20 protein-coding genes are annotated in these 17,497 nt (G+C 65.3%); 16 read left to right on the forward strand and 4 right to left on the reverse strand.

Features of this window, described 5'->3' with window-relative positions; all coding sequences use genetic code 11:
* Positions 1-62 precede the first annotated feature (62 nt).
* The 5 genes from R2B70_RS04355 to R2B70_RS04375 all read left to right on the forward strand — a co-directional run bounded on the left by R2B70_RS04355 (position 63) and on the right by R2B70_RS04375 (position 6,032).
* Positions 63-884, forward strand: coding sequence for an ABC transporter ATP-binding protein (locus R2B70_RS04355; protein ID WP_318162731.1), 822 nt, complete (start codon positions 63-65; stop codon positions 882-884).
* Positions 885-910: 26 nt separating this feature from the next.
* Positions 911-3,493: a nitrite reductase large subunit NirB gene (nirB, locus tag R2B70_RS04360; RefSeq protein ID WP_318162732.1), complete on the forward strand. Its 2,583-nt coding sequence runs from the start codon at positions 911-913 to the stop codon at positions 3,491-3,493.
* 47 nt (positions 3,494-3,540) lie between these two features.
* Entirely contained in the window at positions 3,541-3,894 is a 354-nt protein-coding gene (gene nirD / locus R2B70_RS04365; RefSeq protein ID WP_318162733.1) for a nitrite reductase small subunit NirD, read from the forward strand.
* A 144-nt stretch (positions 3,895-4,038) separates the two neighbouring features.
* Positions 4,039-5,130, forward strand: a complete 1,092-nt coding sequence (locus R2B70_RS04370) for a PfkB family carbohydrate kinase (RefSeq protein ID WP_318162734.1) — start codon at positions 4,039-4,041, stop codon at positions 5,128-5,130.
* Complete coding sequence (locus R2B70_RS04375) at positions 5,124-6,032, forward strand: pseudouridine-5'-phosphate glycosidase (RefSeq protein WP_318162735.1); 909 nt, start codon at positions 5,124-5,126, stop codon at positions 6,030-6,032. The genes R2B70_RS04370 and R2B70_RS04375 overlap by 7 nt, the downstream gene beginning before the upstream one ends.
* A gap of 70 nt (positions 6,033-6,102) precedes the next feature.
* On the opposite strand, the gene R2B70_RS04380 is transcribed toward R2B70_RS04375, so the two are convergent.
* Positions 6,103-6,828, reverse strand: coding sequence for a carbonic anhydrase (locus tag R2B70_RS04380; protein WP_318162736.1), 726 nt, complete (start codon positions 6,826-6,828; stop codon positions 6,103-6,105).
* Positions 6,829-7,279: 451 nt separating this feature from the next.
* On the opposite strand from R2B70_RS04380, the gene R2B70_RS04385 reads away from it, so the two are divergent.
* Positions 7,280-7,414, forward strand: coding sequence for a hypothetical protein (locus R2B70_RS04385; RefSeq protein WP_318162737.1), 135 nt, complete (start codon positions 7,280-7,282; stop codon positions 7,412-7,414).
* Between the two features lie 43 nt (positions 7,415-7,457).
* Here R2B70_RS04385 and R2B70_RS04390 read toward each other — a convergent pair whose 3' ends face one another.
* From R2B70_RS04390 to R2B70_RS04400, 3 genes are read right to left on the reverse strand one after another with little or no spacing between them, the layout of a single operon-like run.
* Positions 7,458-7,673, reverse strand: a complete 216-nt coding sequence (locus R2B70_RS04390) for a hypothetical protein (RefSeq protein WP_042079149.1) — start codon at positions 7,671-7,673, stop codon at positions 7,458-7,460.
* A 45-nt stretch (positions 7,674-7,718) separates the two neighbouring features.
* On the reverse strand, positions 7,719-8,801 hold the full coding sequence (locus R2B70_RS04395; RefSeq protein WP_318162738.1) for a methyltransferase: 1,083 nt from the start codon (positions 8,799-8,801) through the stop codon (positions 7,719-7,721).
* An 18-nt stretch (positions 8,802-8,819) separates the two neighbouring features.
* Complete coding sequence (locus R2B70_RS04400) at positions 8,820-9,212, reverse strand: hypothetical protein (RefSeq protein ID WP_042079152.1); 393 nt, start codon at positions 9,210-9,212, stop codon at positions 8,820-8,822.
* A gap of 257 nt (positions 9,213-9,469) precedes the next feature.
* Here R2B70_RS04400 and R2B70_RS04405 point away from each other — a divergent pair, with 257 nt between their 5' ends.
* Genes R2B70_RS04405 through R2B70_RS04450 form a run of 10 tightly spaced genes read left to right on the forward strand, consistent with a single transcriptional unit; the run spans position 9,470 to position 17,488 of the window.
* The gene (locus R2B70_RS04405) at positions 9,470-10,195 is read left to right on the forward strand and encodes a beta-ketoacyl synthase chain length factor (protein WP_318162739.1); all 726 of its coding nucleotides are present in this window, start codon (positions 9,470-9,472) and stop codon (positions 10,193-10,195) included.
* Entirely contained in the window at positions 10,180-10,938 is a 759-nt protein-coding gene (locus R2B70_RS04410; protein WP_042079153.1) for a lysophospholipid acyltransferase family protein, read from the forward strand. The genes R2B70_RS04405 and R2B70_RS04410 overlap by 16 nt, the downstream gene beginning before the upstream one ends.
* 17 nt (positions 10,939-10,955) lie before the next feature.
* Positions 10,956-11,210 (forward strand): phosphopantetheine-binding protein, encoded by a 255-nt coding sequence (locus R2B70_RS04415; RefSeq protein WP_042079154.1) that lies wholly within the window; start codon positions 10,956-10,958, stop codon positions 11,208-11,210.
* A 24-nt stretch (positions 11,211-11,234) separates the two neighbouring features.
* On the forward strand, positions 11,235-11,483 hold the full coding sequence (locus R2B70_RS04420) for an acyl carrier protein (protein ID WP_042079155.1): 249 nt from the start codon (positions 11,235-11,237) through the stop codon (positions 11,481-11,483).
* 9 nt (positions 11,484-11,492) lie between these two features.
* Positions 11,493-12,059 (forward strand): hypothetical protein, encoded by a 567-nt coding sequence (locus tag R2B70_RS04425; protein WP_318162740.1) that lies wholly within the window; start codon positions 11,493-11,495, stop codon positions 12,057-12,059.
* Positions 12,056-13,489, forward strand: a complete 1,434-nt coding sequence (locus R2B70_RS04430) for an AMP-binding protein (protein WP_318162741.1) — start codon at positions 12,056-12,058, stop codon at positions 13,487-13,489. The genes R2B70_RS04425 and R2B70_RS04430 overlap by 4 nt, the downstream gene beginning before the upstream one ends.
* Positions 13,480-13,830 (forward strand): 3-hydroxyacyl-ACP dehydratase FabZ family protein, encoded by a 351-nt coding sequence (locus R2B70_RS04435; protein WP_042079157.1) that lies wholly within the window; start codon positions 13,480-13,482, stop codon positions 13,828-13,830. The genes R2B70_RS04430 and R2B70_RS04435 overlap by 10 nt, the downstream gene beginning before the upstream one ends.
* Positions 13,827-15,512 carry a glycosyltransferase family 2 protein gene (locus R2B70_RS04440; protein ID WP_318163317.1) on the forward strand — a complete coding sequence of 562 codons (1,686 nt, stop codon included), beginning with the start codon at positions 13,827-13,829 and terminating at the stop codon, positions 15,510-15,512. The genes R2B70_RS04435 and R2B70_RS04440 overlap by 4 nt, the downstream gene beginning before the upstream one ends.
* A complete protein-coding gene (locus R2B70_RS04445; RefSeq protein WP_412055166.1) occupies positions 15,502-17,073 on the forward strand; it encodes an HAL/PAL/TAL family ammonia-lyase in 1,572 nt (523 codons plus the stop codon). The genes R2B70_RS04440 and R2B70_RS04445 overlap by 11 nt, the downstream gene beginning before the upstream one ends.
* Positions 17,063-17,488 (forward strand): thioesterase family protein, encoded by a 426-nt coding sequence (locus tag R2B70_RS04450; RefSeq protein ID WP_318162743.1) that lies wholly within the window; start codon positions 17,063-17,065, stop codon positions 17,486-17,488. Before R2B70_RS04445 ends, R2B70_RS04450 begins: the two co-directional genes overlap by 11 nt.
* The last annotated feature ends 9 nt before the right edge of the window (positions 17,489-17,497 follow it).

The raw sequence follows: 17,497 nt of genomic DNA on the forward strand, positions 1-17,497 counted from the left end.
GCTTCAGGACAAGCGCCAGGTGCTGCGTTAACCACATTCCTATTCAGGCAGGAGAAGAGCCAATGAAGAGTTATCTGGAGATGAGCGACCTCGGCATCTCGTTCGAGACGGAGCAGGGGCGCTTCGAGGCCTTGAGCCGGGTCAACCTGCGCATCGAGAAGGGGGAGTTCGTCTCTCTCATCGGTCACTCGGGCTGCGGCAAGAGCACGGTACTCAACCTGGTGGCCGGGCTGCTGGAGCCGACCCTGGGGGGCATCATTCTCGATGGCCGCGAGGTAGCGGGCCCCGGGCCCGAGCGGGCCATGGTGTTCCAGAACCACGCCCTGCTGCCCTGGCTCAGCGTCCAGCAGAACGTGGCGCTGGCGGTGGCCCAGGTGGAGTCTGACAAGCGGGCGGTGGCGGAACGGGTGGATTACTACCTCTCCCTGGTGCAGATGGATCACGCCAGCCAGAAGATGCCCCACGAGCTGTCGGGGGGGATGAAGCAGCGGGTCGGCATCGCCCGCGCCTTGTCACTCTCCCCCAAGGTGTTGCTGATGGACGAGCCGTTCGGCGCCCTCGATGCCCTGACCCGGGCCCATCTGCAGGATGCCCTGATGGCGATCCAGGCGGAGCTTGGCAACACCGTCATCATGATCACCCACGACGTGGACGAGGCGGTGCTGCTCTCCGATCGCATCGTCATGATGACCAACGGCCCCAGCGCCACCGTGGGGGAGATCCTGACCGTGGACCTGCCAAGGCCCAGGGACAGGGTCGCCCTGGCGGATGATCCCCACTACCACAAGCTGCGCCAGCAGGTGCTGCGATTCCTCTACGAGAAGCAGCGCAATGTGACCCCCCTCAAGGCAGCCGGGCAGGTGCGCAGCAAGCTGCGCGCCTGAGCCCGCCGGATTCAAGGAAGAGAGACATGACTGACAAAGAGCAACAGTGGGTGACTGGGGACGGCATGGACCTGCCCGGTCGCCAGAACAGCGGTTCCGCCGACAAGACCGAAAAGCAGCGGCTGCTGGTGGTGGGCAACGGCATGGTGGGTCATCACTTCGTCGAGCAGCTGGTGGCGGCCGGCGGGCTGACGCGCTTCCAGGTGACGGTGTTCGGCGCCGAGCCGGACGCCGCCTACGACAGGGTGCACTTGTCCGAGGTGTTTGGCGGCAAGGCGCCCCAGGCCCTGCGCATGGCGGATCCCGCCTGGTATGAAGAGCACGGCATAACGCTGCGACTGGGGGCCGAGGTGGAGGTGCTGGGCAGAGAGACCCGCACCCTGACCCTCGCCAACGGCGAGCGGTTCCCTTACGACCGCCTGGTGCTGGCGACCGGCTCGGTGCCCTTCGTACCCCCCATCCCCGGCCATCAGCGGGAGGGGTGCTTCGTGTATCGCACCCTGGGGGATCTCGCCGCCATCCGCGATGCCTGCGCCCAGGCTCGCAGCGGCGTGGTCATCGGCGGCGGTCTGCTGGGGCTGGAGGCGGCCAACGCCCTGCGCCTGCTCGGGCTCAAGACCCAGGTGGTGGAGTTCGCCCCCCGGCTGATGCCGGTGCAGCTCGACGAGAGCGGCGGCGCCGTGCTGCGGGACAAGATCCAGGCGCTCGGGGTCGAGGTGCTGGTGGAGAAGGCCACCGAGTGCATCGAGCAGGGGGAGCAGGCCCGCCACCGCCTGCGCTTCAAGGACGGCACTCACATTGAGACCGATGTCCTGCTGTTCTCGGCGGGGATCCGCCCCGCCGATGCCCTGGCCCGGCAATCCGGGCTGGACGTCGGGGAGCGCGGCGGCATCTGCATCGACGACGGCTGCCACAGCTCGGATCCCGCCATCCTCGCCATCGGCGAGTGCGCGCTCTGGCAGGGCCGCATCTTCGGACTGGTGGCCCCCGGTTACCAGATGGCCCGGGCCGCCGTGGCCAGCCTGTGCGGCGGCGAGAGCCGCTTCACGGGGGCAGACATGTCCACCAAGCTCAAGCTGATGGGGGTGGACGTGGGCTCCATCGGCGACGCCCACGCCAGTACCGCCGGCGCCCAGGAGCTGCTGCTGCTGGACAGGGTCAAGGGCATCTACAAGAAGCTGGTGACCGACGGCGAGGGCAATCGCCTGCTCGGCGCCATCCTGGTGGGAGACGGAGCCGATTATGAGCGGCTGCTGCAGTACTACCAGAACGGGGTGGCGCTGCCCCAGCCGCCGCTCTCCCTGCTGGTGGGGGAGGCAGGGGCCGCTCCGGCACCCCTGGTGCTGCCGGACAGCGCCATCCTCTGCTCCTGCCACAACGTCAGCAAGGGGGACGTGGTGGCCGCCGTTCGGGCGGGCAGTCACGAGCTGTCGGCGGTGAAGAGCTGCACCAAAGCGGGCACCGGCTGCGGAGGTTGCAGCAACCTGCTCAAGCAGGTGGTGGATCAGACCCTGAGCGAGATCGGGGTCAAGGCGGACAAGGGGCTGTGCGAGCACTTCGCCTACGGCCGTCAGGAGCTCTATCACCTGGCCCGGGTGGGTGAGCTGAAGAGCTTCGAGGCGCTGCGCGACAAGCACGGCGAGGGGCTGGGGTGCGACATCTGCAAGCCGACGGTGGCCTCCATCCTGGCGTCCCTCTGGAACGAGCACGTGCTGGAGAAGCCCCACCGTGGCCTGCAGGATACCAACGACGCCTTCCTTGCCAACCTGCAAAAGGACGGCACCTACTCGGTGGTGCCGCGCATCCCGGGGGGGGAGATCACCCCGGAGGGGCTCATCACCATCGGCGAGGTGGCGCGCAAGTACGGCCTCTACACCAAGATCACCGGCGGCCAGCGCATCGATCTGTTCGGCGCCCGGGTCGACCAGCTGCCCGCCATCTGGGGCGAGCTGGTGGCGGCGGGCTTCGAGACCGGTCAGGCCTACGGCAAGTCGGTGCGCACCGTGAAATCCTGTGTGGGGTCGACCTGGTGTCGCTACGGGGTGCAGGACTCCATGACCCTGACCCAGACCCTGGAGCACCGCTACAAGGGGCTGCGGGCGCCCCACAAGCTGAAGTTTGCGGTCTCCGGCTGCACCCGGGAGTGCGCCGAGGCCCAGAGCAAGGACATCGGCGTCATCGCCACCGAGCGGGGCTGGAACCTCTATGTGTGTGGCAACGGCGGCATGCGGCCGCGCCACGCCGACCTGTTCGCCACGGATCTCGACGAGCAGACCCTGATCCGCTACATCGATCGGCTGCTGATGTTCTATGTGCGCACCGGGGACAGGCTGCAGCGCACCTCGGTCTGGATGGAGAGCATGGAAGGGGGGCTCGACTACCTCAAGTCGGTGATCATCGAGGACAAGCTCGGCATCGGTGCCGAGCTGGAGGCCATGATGGAGGGGATCGTCGGCACCTGGCAGTGCGAGTGGAAGAGCACATTGGCGGATCCGGACAAGCTCAAGCTGTTCGAGGCCTTCGTCAACCGGCCCGAGGACGAGACGCCGCCGCGCCGTGAGGAGCGGGGGCAATGGGTGCCGGATATCGCTATCAAGGAGGTGGTATGAGCGGGGCCAGCGGGTTGCACGCCCGCCATCAGTATCAAGGAGGTGGTATGAAGGATGACAAGGACGGTGCACAGCTCTCCGGGCAGTGGCATCGGGTATGCGAGCTGGCGGCGCTGCCGGAGCAGGCCGGGCGCAGCGCCTGGCTGGAGGGGCGGGTACTGGCGCTGTTTCGCCTCGGGGAGCATGTCTATGCCCTGGACGGGGTGGACCCCCTGGCCGGCGTCGCCGTGCTGGGGCGCGGCCTGGTGGGGGATGCCGGTGGGGAACCCGTGGTCGCCTCGCCCCTCTACAAGCAGCGCTACGCCCTGATGGACGGTCGCTGCCTGGACGATCCGGCCCTGAGTGTCGCCTGCTGGCCGGTGCGGCTGGAGGGAAACGAGGTCTGGGTACAGCTGGGGTGAGTGGCATCAACTGAAAACCGTTTTTCTATCACCGGGCTTGCCCGGTGATTTTTTGTGCGCGACCCGACATTTCTTGCACGCAATCGTGGCGGGAAAACGTTTCTCGATGATAATGGACAAACGTTTGTAACTGGATGTTTGTCTATGACGGAACGTGAGCAAGAGATCCTCGCCCTGCTGCGCCAGGACCCCATGATTGCCCAGCAGGAGCTGGCGGACAGGCTCGGCATCAGTCGCTCGGCGCTGGCGAGCCATATCTCCAGCCTGATGCGCCAGGGTTATGTGCAGGGGCGCGGCTATGTGCTGCGAGAAGGCCCCTATGCCGTGGTGATCGGCGGCGCCAACATGGATATCTGCGGCTGTAGCCACGACAACCTGCGCATCGGCGACTCCAACCCCGGCAAGGTGCGCACCTCGGCCGGCGGGGTGGGGCGCAACATCGCCGAGAACCTGGCGCGGCTCGGTACCGACACCCGGCTGCTGACCGCGGTGGGCAACGATCAATACGGCCACCACCTGCTGGAGGTGAGCCAGCGCGCCGGCGTCGACGTGCGCCAGGTGCTGGTGCTGGAGGGGCAGGCGACCTCCTGCTACCTCAGCCTGCACGATGGCAGCGGCGAGATGAGCTGCGCCGTCAACGACATGGGGATCATCGAGCAGCTCACCCCGGCCCGGCTTGCCCCCCTGAGCGGCTTCCTCGGCGCGGCCCGGCTCTGGGTGCTCGACACTAACCTCGCCACCCACACCCTGGACTGGCTGTTCGAGCGCCAGGGCGAGCACATCATCTTCGTCGACACCGTCTCTGTCGCCAAGGTGGAGAAGATCCGCCCCTGGCTGCACCGCATCCACACCCTCAAACCCAATCGCACCGAGGCGGAGCAGCTGTGCGGCTTCCGCATCGCCGGCCCCGACACCTGGCCCATGGCGGCGGCCTGGTTCCACCGCGCCGGGGTGCAGCGGCTCTTCCTGAGCCTCGGCGATCAGGGGATCTTCTATAGCGATGGGGCGTGCCAGGGCCATCTGCCCGTGCTCGGCAGCCCGGTCGTCAACGTGACCGGCGGCGGCGATGCCTTCATGGCAGGGCTGGCCCACGCCTGGTTGCAGGAGCAGGACATCGTCGAGACGACCCGGTTCGCCCTCGGCTGCGCCGCCCTCACCGTCAATTGTTCCGATACCGTCTTTTCCGGCCTATCCAAGGCCGCCGTTGAACGCATGCTGGAGGAGTACCCATGTTGAACGCTTACCTCGATATCCAACCGGTCGTCGCCGAAGCTCTTGCCGCCGGCAAACCCGTCGTTGCCCTGGAGTCCACCATCATCTCCCACGGCATGCCCTATCCGCAGAACGTGGAGACGGCGCGCCAGGTGGAGCAGGTGGTGCGCGACAACGGCGCCGTGCCGGCCACCATCGCCATCATCGACGGCCGCCTCAAGGTGGGTCTGGATGCGGGGGCGCTGGAGGCGCTGGGCAAGGCCGGCCACGCCGCCATCAAGTGCAGCCGCCGTGACATCCCCTTCGTGCTGGCGAACAAGGGGATGGGGGCGACCACGGTGGCCTCCACCATGATAGTGGCCGCCATGGCGGGTATCCGGGTATTCGCCACCGGCGGCATCGGCGGCGTGCACCGCGGCGCCCAGGAGACCTTCGACATCTCGGCCGACCTGCAGGAGTTTGCCCAGACCCCGGTGGCCGTGGTCTGCGCCGGCGCCAAGTCCATCCTCGACATCGGTCTGACCCTGGAGTACCTGGAGACTCAGGGCGTGCCGGTCATCGGCTACCAGACCGAGGAGCTGCCCGCCTTCTACACCCGGGAGAGCGGCTTCAAGGTGGATTACCGCCTCGACACCCCGGCGGCGATCGCCGAGGCGCTGCGCCTGAAGTGGGAGCTGGGGCTGGCGGGCGGCGCCGTGGTGGCGAACCCCATCCCGACCCAGTTTGCGATGCCGAAGGCGGACATCGATGCTGCCATTACCCAGGCACTGAAGGAAGCGGACGAGCAGGGGGTCAAGGGCAAGGCCTCCACCCCCTTCCTGCTGGCCCGCGTCTGCGAGCTGACCGGCGGCAACTCCCTGGCTTCCAACATCCAGCTGGTGCTGAACAACGCCGCCCTGGGGGCAAAGATTGCCGCCAGCCTGTAACCACTTGCTGCAATTAAAAAAGAGGGCCCGTTGGCCCTCTTTTTATTGCGCAAGTCGGTGACATACAACCTTATTGCAGCACCAGTCGCCCGTTGAGGGGCTGGACGGGTCTGTTGTTGGGGTGGTGCATCACCGCCTTGAAGGCATCGATCTGGGCCTGGCTCACCTGCACCGGCTGTTTCATCACCAGCCAGCGGACCCCTTCCGAGCAGGGCGGGGTGGTCAGGGACCCGCTGAAGCGGTAGTAGTCCGGCTTGGCGGGCAGCAGTGGCTCTGCCGAGACCCCTTCCTTGAGCTCGTGACTCTCCCCCGCCTTGGCTGGCAGCGCCTGCCAGGCCTGGCTCAGGGCCGCATTGGCCTGGCCCGGCTCGAACATCACGGCGACCACCGCCAGCTCCCCCTTGTCATTCGCGTGGACCAGGTGACCCTCCAGGGGGTAGGACCTGCCTTCGATAAGGTTTTCGCTGGGGGCGTGGAAGTGGAACTGCTTGAGCTCGAAGCGCATGCCGTCGAGTGCCAGGGTGCTGCCGGGGGCATAGTTGACCTGCACCGTGTGGCCGTTGTTGACCAGCGTCTTGCCACCCGCCAGGTAGTGGAACTGCAGGGGCGCCAGTTCGGCCTCCACCAGGCCCGCGAGGTTGACCGGCGACTGGTTGCTGCCCGCACACTGGCCATATTCCGGGGTCAGGCTGGCCCATTTCGCCGGGCCAGCCTCACCGCTGTATTCCCAGTGCGTCGTGGCGGCGAAGGCGGTGGGGCAGAGCAGCAGGGCGGTGGCCAACAGGGACTTTCTCATCATGCATCCTTATCTTGATTGAAAAGCACGGCCATTTCTTGCCTTCACACAAGAAGGCATCATCAATGGCATTGTCTGAATACGGGGTACCAAGGATCAGACCCGGTTATTTGTTATGGAAGGCTGGTTGTTATGTTGCATTTTTGGCGTGAAATGAATGGGCTCAAATAATTCATCTGGCAAGGTGGCGTATTAATTCATGGGAAGTATATCGATGAATTAATAACGCCTGCCCGTGGTGGTGACTCGCCTTTCATGCCGTTCCAAATAAATAACGGGCTGATTCTAGAGTCGTTCTGATTGACCCCTTTGATCTTGAACAAACAAGCACGCACTATTTCCCGGCGTCGACGATGCCACCCCCACACCTCTCCCGACGTAAGAAGCAGTCCTCTGTTGCCGGGGCAGGCATGCCCATGACAGCGATGGGCCGGGCCTGTCCCAGCAGAAGGTGTCGGCCAGCCGGCTGGCCGACTGCAGGGTGACGGTGGATGCGGTTGAGGAGCAGACCAGGCTCGACTTCTTCGCCACGCTGCCGGACGGACAGGGAGAGACCATGGAGTCCCGGCTGATGGCCATGTGGTGATTCCGAATCGCAGATAACACAACAGGGGCCTGGGCCCCTGTTGTCATTTGCTTATCTCGTCACCCACTTTCTTGACGGTATCCCGGGTGCCATGGCCTATCTCTCGGGCCACATCCCGGGTGGTGTGGCCAATCTCGCGGGTCACGTCTCTGGTGGTATGGCCCACGGTTCTGCCCGCCTCCTTGATGTGGGTGCAGCCGGTCGTCACCGCCCCCAGGGCCAGCCCGAGCACCAGCCATATCCGGCCATTGCGCATCATGGGTCGCTCCTTTCCTGATGTATGCCATCCATTATCGATGGGCCATTATGGCCGCGCAGGCAGAGGTTGGGCAACCAGCAGGGTATGGCCCGGGCCCGGGATCTCGTGCTCGGCCTCCACGTGGAAGCCGGCCTCACGCAGGCACTGGTACATCTGCTTGGAGTGATAGAAGCGGCTGTTGCCGTTGGCGATGGCGGTGAAGTAGAGGGAGGTGGCGTTGAGACAGAAACTGGCGGCCTCGAAACTCTGCCTGTCCCAGAAGAGTTCCAGAATGCAGACCCTGGCTCCCGGCTTCATGTGCTGGCGAATGCGCTTGAGGATGGTGACGATCTGCTCGTGGCTGAAACAGTCGAGGAACTGGCTCATCCACCAGATGTCGGCCTCCCCGGGCAGGTGGCCTTCGGCCTCCAGCATGTTGACCCCGTGACCATGGACCCGGTCTGCCAGACCCGCAGCCTCTATCCTGGGCCGGGCCAGGGCGAGCTGCTCCGGCAGATCCAGAATGGTGACACTGAGCTCAGGATCCCTGGCCGCACAGGAGAGGGCCCACTTGCCCGTGTTGCCCCCGACGTCATAGAGGCAGCGTGGCGCGTAGTTCAGCACATGATCCTGCGCCTGCTGGAATGCCCAGTCGGAGTAGAAGTGATCGAAGGAGAACCAGCTGGCGCGGGCAGGTTCAGGCAACTCATCCAGATGGGGGTAGATGGTCTCCCAATCGGGGCTGAACACCTTGAGCCCCTCCGGCCTGCCCTCGCGAATGGCATCCAGCAGCTGGGCCAGCGGCTGGTAACAGACGTGCTGGGTGAAGTCCATGTTGACCCGGGTCATGGGGTCGTTTAGCAGGTACTTGCCCACCTTGCCGAGCACATAGTGCTCCCCGGCCAGATGACAGACGCCGCCACCCAGCCCCATGTCCAGCAGCACCGCCACCGCATATTCGCTGAGCCCGCAGTGGCTGGCGATGTCGGCCGTGGTGGCCCCCGTCTTGCCTCGGCTCTCCAGATAGGCGAGCACCCCGGTTTCCCGCAGGCACCAGCTCGCCTGAAACAGCATGGGGGCGAAGGCGATGCGCTGAGCCTGGCTGATGGCATCGAGGGCGTTGTATTGCTCACACTGGTAGTGTTTCAATGGCGGTCCTGTCTCTGGTTATTGGGTGCCGGCGCGGGACAGTTCGATCTGGATGGCCTGATTCAGCCCCAGGATCCAGCGATTATAACTGCGGTGGATGGCACCTTTGCCATCATCATCCAGATTGATGCTGCTGACATAATTGATAGAGTAATCACGAGCAGTATAAGGAATATTGATCACCGCCTGATGCTGGCGCACGTTCAATTGACCGCGAATAACACCTGGCTGTTCTTTTTTCATCACCCAGCCCTTGCTGATACCACCGTTGATGATGGCATTGCCAACCTGTTCTTCGCTCAAATTGAAATTCACCTGGTTGGCAGGAAGATTCTGTATCGGCTTGCTGGTGGAGCAGGCGACGAGCAGGAATGCGCCGAGTACCAACCCCGATTTTGTGATCCAATTCATTATTATTCTCCGGTGCTAAATGCAATAAGCCAGGCAATGAGACATCATTGTCATGATATTTTCAATAAAATATGGTCTGATGCAATAAGTGATATGTGAGGGGATCTACTTTTTTAAAAAATAATGTTACCATGCCAAAAAGTTAATACTTATAACAAGTTGGTTATTGTTTGCGCATATTTTTATGCCGACATTGAACAACTCATTTATTATATCTAATGAATTCCCGCGCCAAAAAAGGACAGAACGCCGCTATCATGCTCTCATTTTCACTCCTTGATGCGCAGGCGCTCTCTCCTGGACTGGAGCAGGCCGGTCAATGGCAACAGTGGGCCAGAGAGGTACAGTGGCCCCGGGTCACTCCCGCGCTGCCCCTTACCCCCCTGATCCCCATGATGATGGCGCGCCGCCTCAGTGCAGGCGCCCGCCTCGCGGTACAACTCGGTCTGGATATGCTGGGTCGCCACCCCATCGACAGCGCCATCTTCGTCAGTCGTCATGGGGAGCTGGCGCGTTCCATGGCGCTGCTGCAGGGCCTGGCGGCCGGCAAGCCGCTTTCCCCCACGGATTTCTCCATGTCGGTGCACAACACCGCGGCCGGGCTCTGCTCCATCCAGGGCAAGGCGGCCCTGCCCATGAGTTCCATTGCCGCAGGAGAAGGGGGCCTGATGGCCGGATTTACCGAGGCGATCGCCAACCTGCATGCCGGCGGTGAACGGGTGCTGCTGGTGGCGTTCGAGGGGGAGATCCCGGCGTTTCATCAAGCCTGGCTCCCTGCCACGGCGCCTTATGCGGTGGCGCTGGTGCTAGGGCGTGGCGAAGATGAACACGCAGTCGAACGCTGGCGCTGCGAGGGGCAACGGGAAGCCGGGCGGAACCCCGAGCTGGCCCAGCCCCTGGCATTCTGGCGCGCACATCTCTTGCAACAACCCGCATGCCTGCTGAGCGACGGCCGCCGGGAGTGGTCATGGCGACGCAGCTGAATCGGCTCTGGCGGCTGATGGGGACCGCCCTCGGCTTTACCCTGTTCGGTCTGGGTGGGCTCCTGCTCAGTCTGTGCTGGTTTCCGTTGCTGGCCATCTGCCTGCGCGGGGAGCGGCGTCGTATCCTGGCGCAGGCCAGCATCAAGCAGAGCTTCCGGCTGTTTATGGGCATGCTCAAGAGGTTGGGGGTGCTGGACTACAGGGTCAGCGGCATGCCCTCTGCCCTGCAGGGGGCCCTCATCGTCGCCAACCATCCCAGCCTGCTCGACTACGTGATCCTGGCGGCCGAGCTGCCGGTGTGCGACTGCATCGTCAAGCGGGCTTTGTGGCATAATGTTTTCCTCGGTGGCGTGGTGCGTGCCGCCGACTACATTCCCAACGGGGAAGCGGAACAACTGTTGCCACTGTGCATCGAACGGGTACGCCGCGGTGGCTTGCTGCTGATCTTTCCGGAAGGTACCCGCACTACGCCGGGCGAGCCCATCCGGTTGCAGCGGGGCGCCGCCCAGCTTGCCTTGCGCGGCCAAGTGACACTGCAGCCCGTGCGCATTCACTGCAGCGAGCGCTTTCTCACCAAGCAGGACAAGTGGTTCCATGTCCCGCAGCGCAAGCCGATCTTTACCCTGGAGTTTTTGCCACAGATCGCGGCCACCGGGTGGGGCGACGGCGAACAGAGCAGTGGCCTGGCCGCCCGCCAGCTAACCCGATTTCTTACCCAGGTCCTGCAACCCGGGACCCCATGACAGCCTATGGAAGCGCAATGCAAAACCTGCAACGAGAGATAAAGCAACTCATCATCGACAGCCTCAATCTGGAGGGGCTGACCCCGGATGACATCGACGACCAGGCTCCCCTGTTTGGCGACGGACTGGGTCTGGATTCCATCGATGCGCTGGAGCTGGGACTGGCCATCAAGGGGCGTTACGGCATAGTGCTCTCCGCCGACGATGCGGACACCCGTCGCCATTTCGCCAGTGTCGAGGCCCTGGCTGCCCTGGTCCAGTCCCAGGCCTGATCCCGCCATCGAGGAGATATCGTGATGAATAGAGACGACATTTTTACCAAGGTGAAGGCGACCCTGGTCGAGCTGTTCGAGGTGGATGAAGACGCCGTGACCCTGGATGCCCAGCTTTACCAGGATCTGGAGCTCGACAGCATAGATGCCATCGATCTGGTGGTGCACCTGCAAAAACTCACTGGCAAGAAGATCAAGCCCGAAGAGTTCAAGTCGGTGCGCAGCGTGGCCGATGTGGTCGAGGCGGTCGATCGTCTGATGAACCATGGCTGATCTGCTGCCATGATGCGCCTGCTCTCCCTGCTGGCGGGCGGTCTGCTGCTGGTCTATCCCCTGGCGGTGTATTGGGGGCTGACCCATTGGGGTGGCTCCGCCTTGCTCGTGATCCTGATGGTCACCTTCGCCCTGCGCCTCCTGCCCGGTTCAGCCCCGCGGCGCGAGTGGTTGCTGCTCGGTCGCCTGCTGGCCTGCGTCGGCCTGCTGCTGACGAGTCTGAGCGCCCTCTTCTCGGCCCAGCACTGGCTGCTCTACTACCCCATCGCCGTCTCATTGGCACTGCTCTGTCTGTTTGGCTGGAGCCTGACCCAGCCCATGAGCCTGGTGGAGCGCCTCGCGCGCCTGCAAGATCCCGATTTACCGCCGGCCGGGGTGCGCTACACCCGTACCGTGACCCAGGTCTGGTGCGGCTTCTTCGTACTCAACGGTGGCCTGGCTGTCGCCACCGTCTGGTACGGGGATCTCGCCCTCTGGAGCCTCTATAACGGTCTCCTCAGCTATCTGCTGATGGGGTTGCTGATGGCCGGGGAGTACCTGGTGCGTCGCCGAGTCAAACGGCGTTTCGCAGCATGATGGCGCCAGCGAACCTGCTCGCCGCCATCTGGGGGCGAGCCGACGACGAGGTGGTGGCGTTTGGTCCGCAAGGGGATGCCGTTTTCGGTGCCCTCCGTCTGGGGGCCGAACGGCTGGCCACCCGGTTGGCGAGCCTGCCCGCCCGGCGCTGGGCGCTCTGCTTCGAGGACAGCCTGCTGTTTGCAGAGGCCCTGCTCGCCTGCGCCCTGACGGGACGGGAGGCCATCCTGCCCGGTCATCAGCGGCCGGCCGCCCTGGCCGAGCTCAGTGCCGGGTTCGATGGGGTGCTGACCGATAGCCAGACCCTGGGGGAGGGGAGTACCGTCCCCTGGTTGCATCTGCCCCTGTCCACCGCGGCCGAGGCGCCGTCGACCGCGCGCTGGCCTGCCCCCGCCTCCCTGCAACTGACCCTGTTCACCTCGGGCTCGACGGGGCAGCCCAAGGCGATCCCCAAGGCCTGGCACCAGCTGGATGCCGAGCTGAGGGTGTTGATCGGACTCTGGGGCGAGCCGCTGGCGGGGGCCCGCCTGCTGGCGAGCGTCAGTCATCAACACATCTATGGCCTGCTGTTTCGCATCCTGCTGCCGCTCATCCTGCGCGTGCCCTTCGCGCGTACCCTGACGCTCTACCCCGAGCAACTGAGCGCACAGCCTGGCCTGTGGGCATTGATCGCCTCCCCGGCGCTTCTCAGCCGGCTCGACCCCGGACTCAAGGCGACGGGCTGTCGTCTCGTCGTCTCCTCCGGCGGCCCCCTGGCGCCGGCAGATGCGTCCCGGTGCGAGCAACTCCTCGGCCAACTGCCGGTGGAGGTGTTTGGCAGCAGCGAGACCGGCGGCATCGCCTGGCGCCAGAGTCAGGAGGCCGACACCCCCTGGCAACCCATGCCGGGCATAGCGATCGCGCTGGGAGAAGACGACCAGCTGCTGCTGAGATCCCCCTACCTGCCGGATGGCACCCCCCTGCTCTGTGCCGATCGCATTCGTCTGTGCGAGTCCGGTTTTCATCTGATCGGGCGGGGGGACAGGGTGATCAAGCTCGAAGAGAAACGCATCTCCCTCGAGGAGGTGGAGGGGCGGCTGCGGGCACTGCCCTGGGTGCGGGAGGTGGCCGTGTTGCCTCTGAACGTGGCGACTAGGCAGCAGCTCGGTGCCGTGCTGGTATTGACCGAGGCGGGACTGCTCCAGTGGCAGGCGCTGGGGCCAGGTCGTTTCCTCATCGCCCTGCGGGAGCAACTGAGGCCCTGGCTTGAGCCGGTCGCCCTGCCGCGCCGGCTGCGCCTGCTGCCCGAGCTGCCCCTCAACAGCCAGGGGAAGCGCCCCTGGGGGCAGTTGAGAGCATTATTCGATAAGGCACCCATGGACATCAATGCCAAAGAGCCCGCCTTGGGCCAGATGGAACACTCAGCCAGCGGGCAGGCGCCATGCAGATAAGCGGGCTGCCCACCCTGCTCGAGCAGCATTGGCAGGGGCGCGATCTGGTGCTGCGCCTGCGTCTCGACCCCGAGCTGCCCTGGTTTCGCGGCCACTTCCCGGGCGCGCCCCTGTTGCCCGGTGTGGTGCAGGTGCACTGGGCCATGCACTATGGCCGCCAGTTGCCAGGCCTGGTGGGGAGCTTCGCCGGCATGAACCAGCTGAAATTCCAGAGGCCGTTGCGCCCGGGCCAGGAGTGCGAGTTGCACCTCTGCTGGCAGGCCGACAAGGGCCAGCTGCTGTTCAGTTACCGGCTCGGGGACGAGCATGCCAGCAGCGGTCGGGTGCGGCTATGTCCCTGAAGCCCTGCCTCATCATCCCCTGTTACAACCACTCTGCCCCCCTGGCCGGGGTGCTGGCCGAGCTGCACCCCCTGGGATTGCCCTGCCTGCTGATCGACGACGGCAGCGAGCCCGGTGCTGCCACCGCCCTGTATGCCCTGGCCGAGGAACATGGGGCGTGGCTGACCCTGTTGCGTCACGATCGCAACCTCGGCAAGGGGGCCGCCGTGGCCACCGGGCTCATGGCCGCACGGGCCCTGGGCTTCAGCCACGGGGTGCAGATAGACGCGGATGGCCAGCACTGCCTCGCGGACGTGCCGCGCCTGCTGGCGGAGGCCGAACGCCAGCCGGATGCCCTGGTCTCGGGGAAACCCCTCTACGATGACTCCGTGCCCAGGGGGCGTCTCTATGGCCGCTACATCACCCATGTCTGGGTCTGGATAGAGACCCTCTCCTTCACCATACAGGACAGCATGTGCGGCTTTCGGGTCTACCCCCTGGCAACTAGCTGCGCCCTGCTGGACGAGGTGCGCCTCGGCCGGCGCATGGATTTCGATACCGAGGTGATGGTGCGCCTCCATTGGCGCGGGGTGCCCATGCGCTTCGTGCCGACCCGGGTCATCTATCCCGAAGACGGCAGCTCGCACTTTCGGCTCTGGCGGGACAACGTGGACATCTCCTGGATGCACACCCGATTGGTGTGCCGCCTGCTCTGGGATGGGGTCCGCAAGCTGCCTGCCGTGCCGGTCCGGCTCTGGCAGCAGGGCAGGCGGCACTGGTCGCGCACGCCGGAGCGGGGCTCGCTGCTGGGCCTGCAGATCATGCTGGCCAGCTATCGGCTGCTGGGCCGGACGGGCTTCAAGGCGCTGCTCTACCCCGTCATCGGCTACTTCTGGCTGACCGGTCGCCGCCAGCGGGCGGCGTCCGAGCAGTATCTGAAGAGGCTGGAAGCCTTCGCGGCCAGCCAGCAGGTGGCCCTGCCCCCCGAGCCGAGAACGAGCTTCCGGCACTTCCTGCGCTTTGGCGAGGCGGCGCTGGACAAGCTGGCGGGCTGGCGCGGCGACATTCCCCGGGAGCGGGTCGAGCTGGTGGGGCGAGAGCACCACGAGGCGGCCCTGGTCAGCGGGCGCGGCCTGCTGCTGCTCGGCTCCCATCTCGGGGATCTGGAGCTGTGCCGGGCGCTCGGCACCCGGGACGGCCAGGTGCGCATCAATGCCCTGGTGTTCACCCGCCACGCGGCCCGCTTCAACGCCCTGCTCAGGCAGGTCAATCCGGATGCCGGCATCAATCTCATCCAGGTGCAGGAGATGGGGGCTGACACCGCCATCCTGCTCAAGGAGAAGATAGAGGCGGGGGAGTGGGTGGTGATCGTCGGGGACCGCACCTCGGTGACCCGGGAGAAGCGGGTGGTCTGGGCCGACTTCCTCGGCGCGCCGGCCCCCTTCCCGCTGGGGCCCTTCGCCCTGGCCAGCGTCCTGGCCTGCCCCGTCTATCTGATGTTCGGCCTCAAGGAGCAGGGGCGTTTTAGGGTCCATTTCGAGCCCTTCGCCGAGCGGCTGCTGTTGCCCCGCACCGAACGGGAGGCGGCCCTGCGCCACTGGGTACAGGCCTATGCAGACCGCTTGCAGCACCACTGCCTGCACGCGCCGCTGGACTGGTTCAATTTCTTCGATTTTTGGCAGCTGACCCATGATGAACAGTGATACTCCCTCTCCCCAGGTCACCTTCGGGGCTGGACGGCTCACCATAGAGCAGGTGGTGGCCCTGGCCGAGCGCCGCGCCCGCCCGGCGTTGAACGCCGATCCCGCCTTTATGGCCCGCGTCCAGCGTGGCGCCGACTTCCTCGATCGCCTGCTGGCGGAGGAGGGGGTCATCTACGGGGTGACCACGGGCTACGGCGACTCCGTGACCCGGGCCGTGCCCCCCACCCTGGTGGCCGAGCTGCCCCTGCACCTGACCCGTTTCCACGGCTGCGGCCTGGGGGAGGATCTCGGCGTCGCGGCCGGACGCGCCGTGCTGGCGACCCGCCTCTGTTCCCTGGCCCAGGGGGTCTCCGGCGTCAGCCCGGCACTGCTGGAGCGGCTCTGCTGGCTGCTGGAGCAGGATCTGATCCCGCGCATCCCGCAGGAGGGGTCGGTGGGGGCCAGCGGCGATCTCACCCCGCTCTCCTACGTGGCCGCCGTGCTGGTGGGGGAGCGTGAGCTCTATCGGGACGGCCGGCTCGCCAGCACCTCGGATGTCTATGGCGAACTGGGGGTGATGCCGCTGCGGCTGCGTCCGAAAGAGGGGCTGGCCTTGATGAACGGCACCTCGGTGATGACGGCGCTCGCCTGCCTCGCCTATGCCCGCACCGAGTACCTGATGCGGCTGGCGACCCGGATCACCGCCCTGGTCAGCGTCGCCATGGAGGGCAACGCCTTCCACTTCGACGAGCGGTTGTTCGCGGCCAAGCCGCACCCCGGCATGCAGAATATCGCCGCCTGGCTGCGGGCCGATCTGCGAAGCGGCGAGCTGCCGCGCCACAGCGACCGGCTGCAGGACAGATACTCCCTGCGCTGCGCGCCCCACGTCATCGGCGTGGTGGCCGACAGCCAGCCCTGGTGGCGCCAGCTCATCGAGAACGAGCTCAACAGCGCCAACGACAACCCGCTCATCGACGGCGATTTCGAGCACGTGATGCACGGCGGTCACTTCTACGGCGGCCACATCGCCATGGCCATGGACAGCATGAAGACGGCGGTGGCGAACCTCGCCGATCTGCTCGACCGCCAGCTGGCCCAGCTGGTGGACGTCAAGTTCAACGGCGGCCTGCCGAGCAATCTGTCCGGCGCCAGCGGCGAGCGGCGTATGATCAACCACGGCTTCAAGGCGGTGCAGATAGGGGTCTCCGCCTGGACAGCGGAGGCGCTCAAGCTGACCATGCCCGCCAGCGTCTTCTCCCGCTCCACCGAGTGCCACAACCAGGACAAGGTGAGCATGGGCACCATAGCGGCGCGGGATGCGCTGCGGGTGCTGACCCTGACCGAACAGGTGGGGGCCGCCTGCCTGCTGGCGGCGGTGCAGGGGGTCGAGCTGCGCCTGGGCCTGCAGCATTCTGGGCTGGAGGCACTGAGCCAACCCCTGTGGGAGATGGTGCAGGCGGTGCGAGAAGATCACCCGGTGCTGGTGGAGGACAGGCCGCTGGAGCAGGAGCTCAGGGCCCTGATCGCCCGCTTGCAGGCCCGCCATTACGATCTGTACGAGGAAACCTCATATGCAGAGTGAACCCTGGATGATCTGCCACAGCATAGAGGTGGAGATACCCTTCCACGACGTGGACATGATGGCGGTGGCCTGGCACGGCCATTACGTGCGCTACATCGAGCTGGCCCGTTGCGCCCTGCTGGAGCGGATCGATTACAACTACCCGCAGATGGAGGCCTCCGGCTACCACTGGCCCATCATAGACTTGCGCCTCAAGTACATGGCGCCCCTGCGCTTCGGTCAGAAGGTGCGGGTCGAGGCGCGGCTGTGCGAATACCAGAACCGCCTCAAGATCGAGTACCAGCTGTTCGATGCGAAGACGGGCACTCGCACCAGCAAGGGCTACAGCATCCAGGTGGCGGTGAACAAGGAGAGCGGCGAGATGTGTCTCGCCTCCCCGAGGGTGCTGCTCGACAAGCTGGGAGTGAGCGAATGAGGCGCTGGC

This window comes from Aeromonas sp. XH (assembly GCF_033348475.1).
GTDB lineage: Bacteria > Pseudomonadota > Gammaproteobacteria > Enterobacterales > Aeromonadaceae > Aeromonas > Aeromonas sanarellii.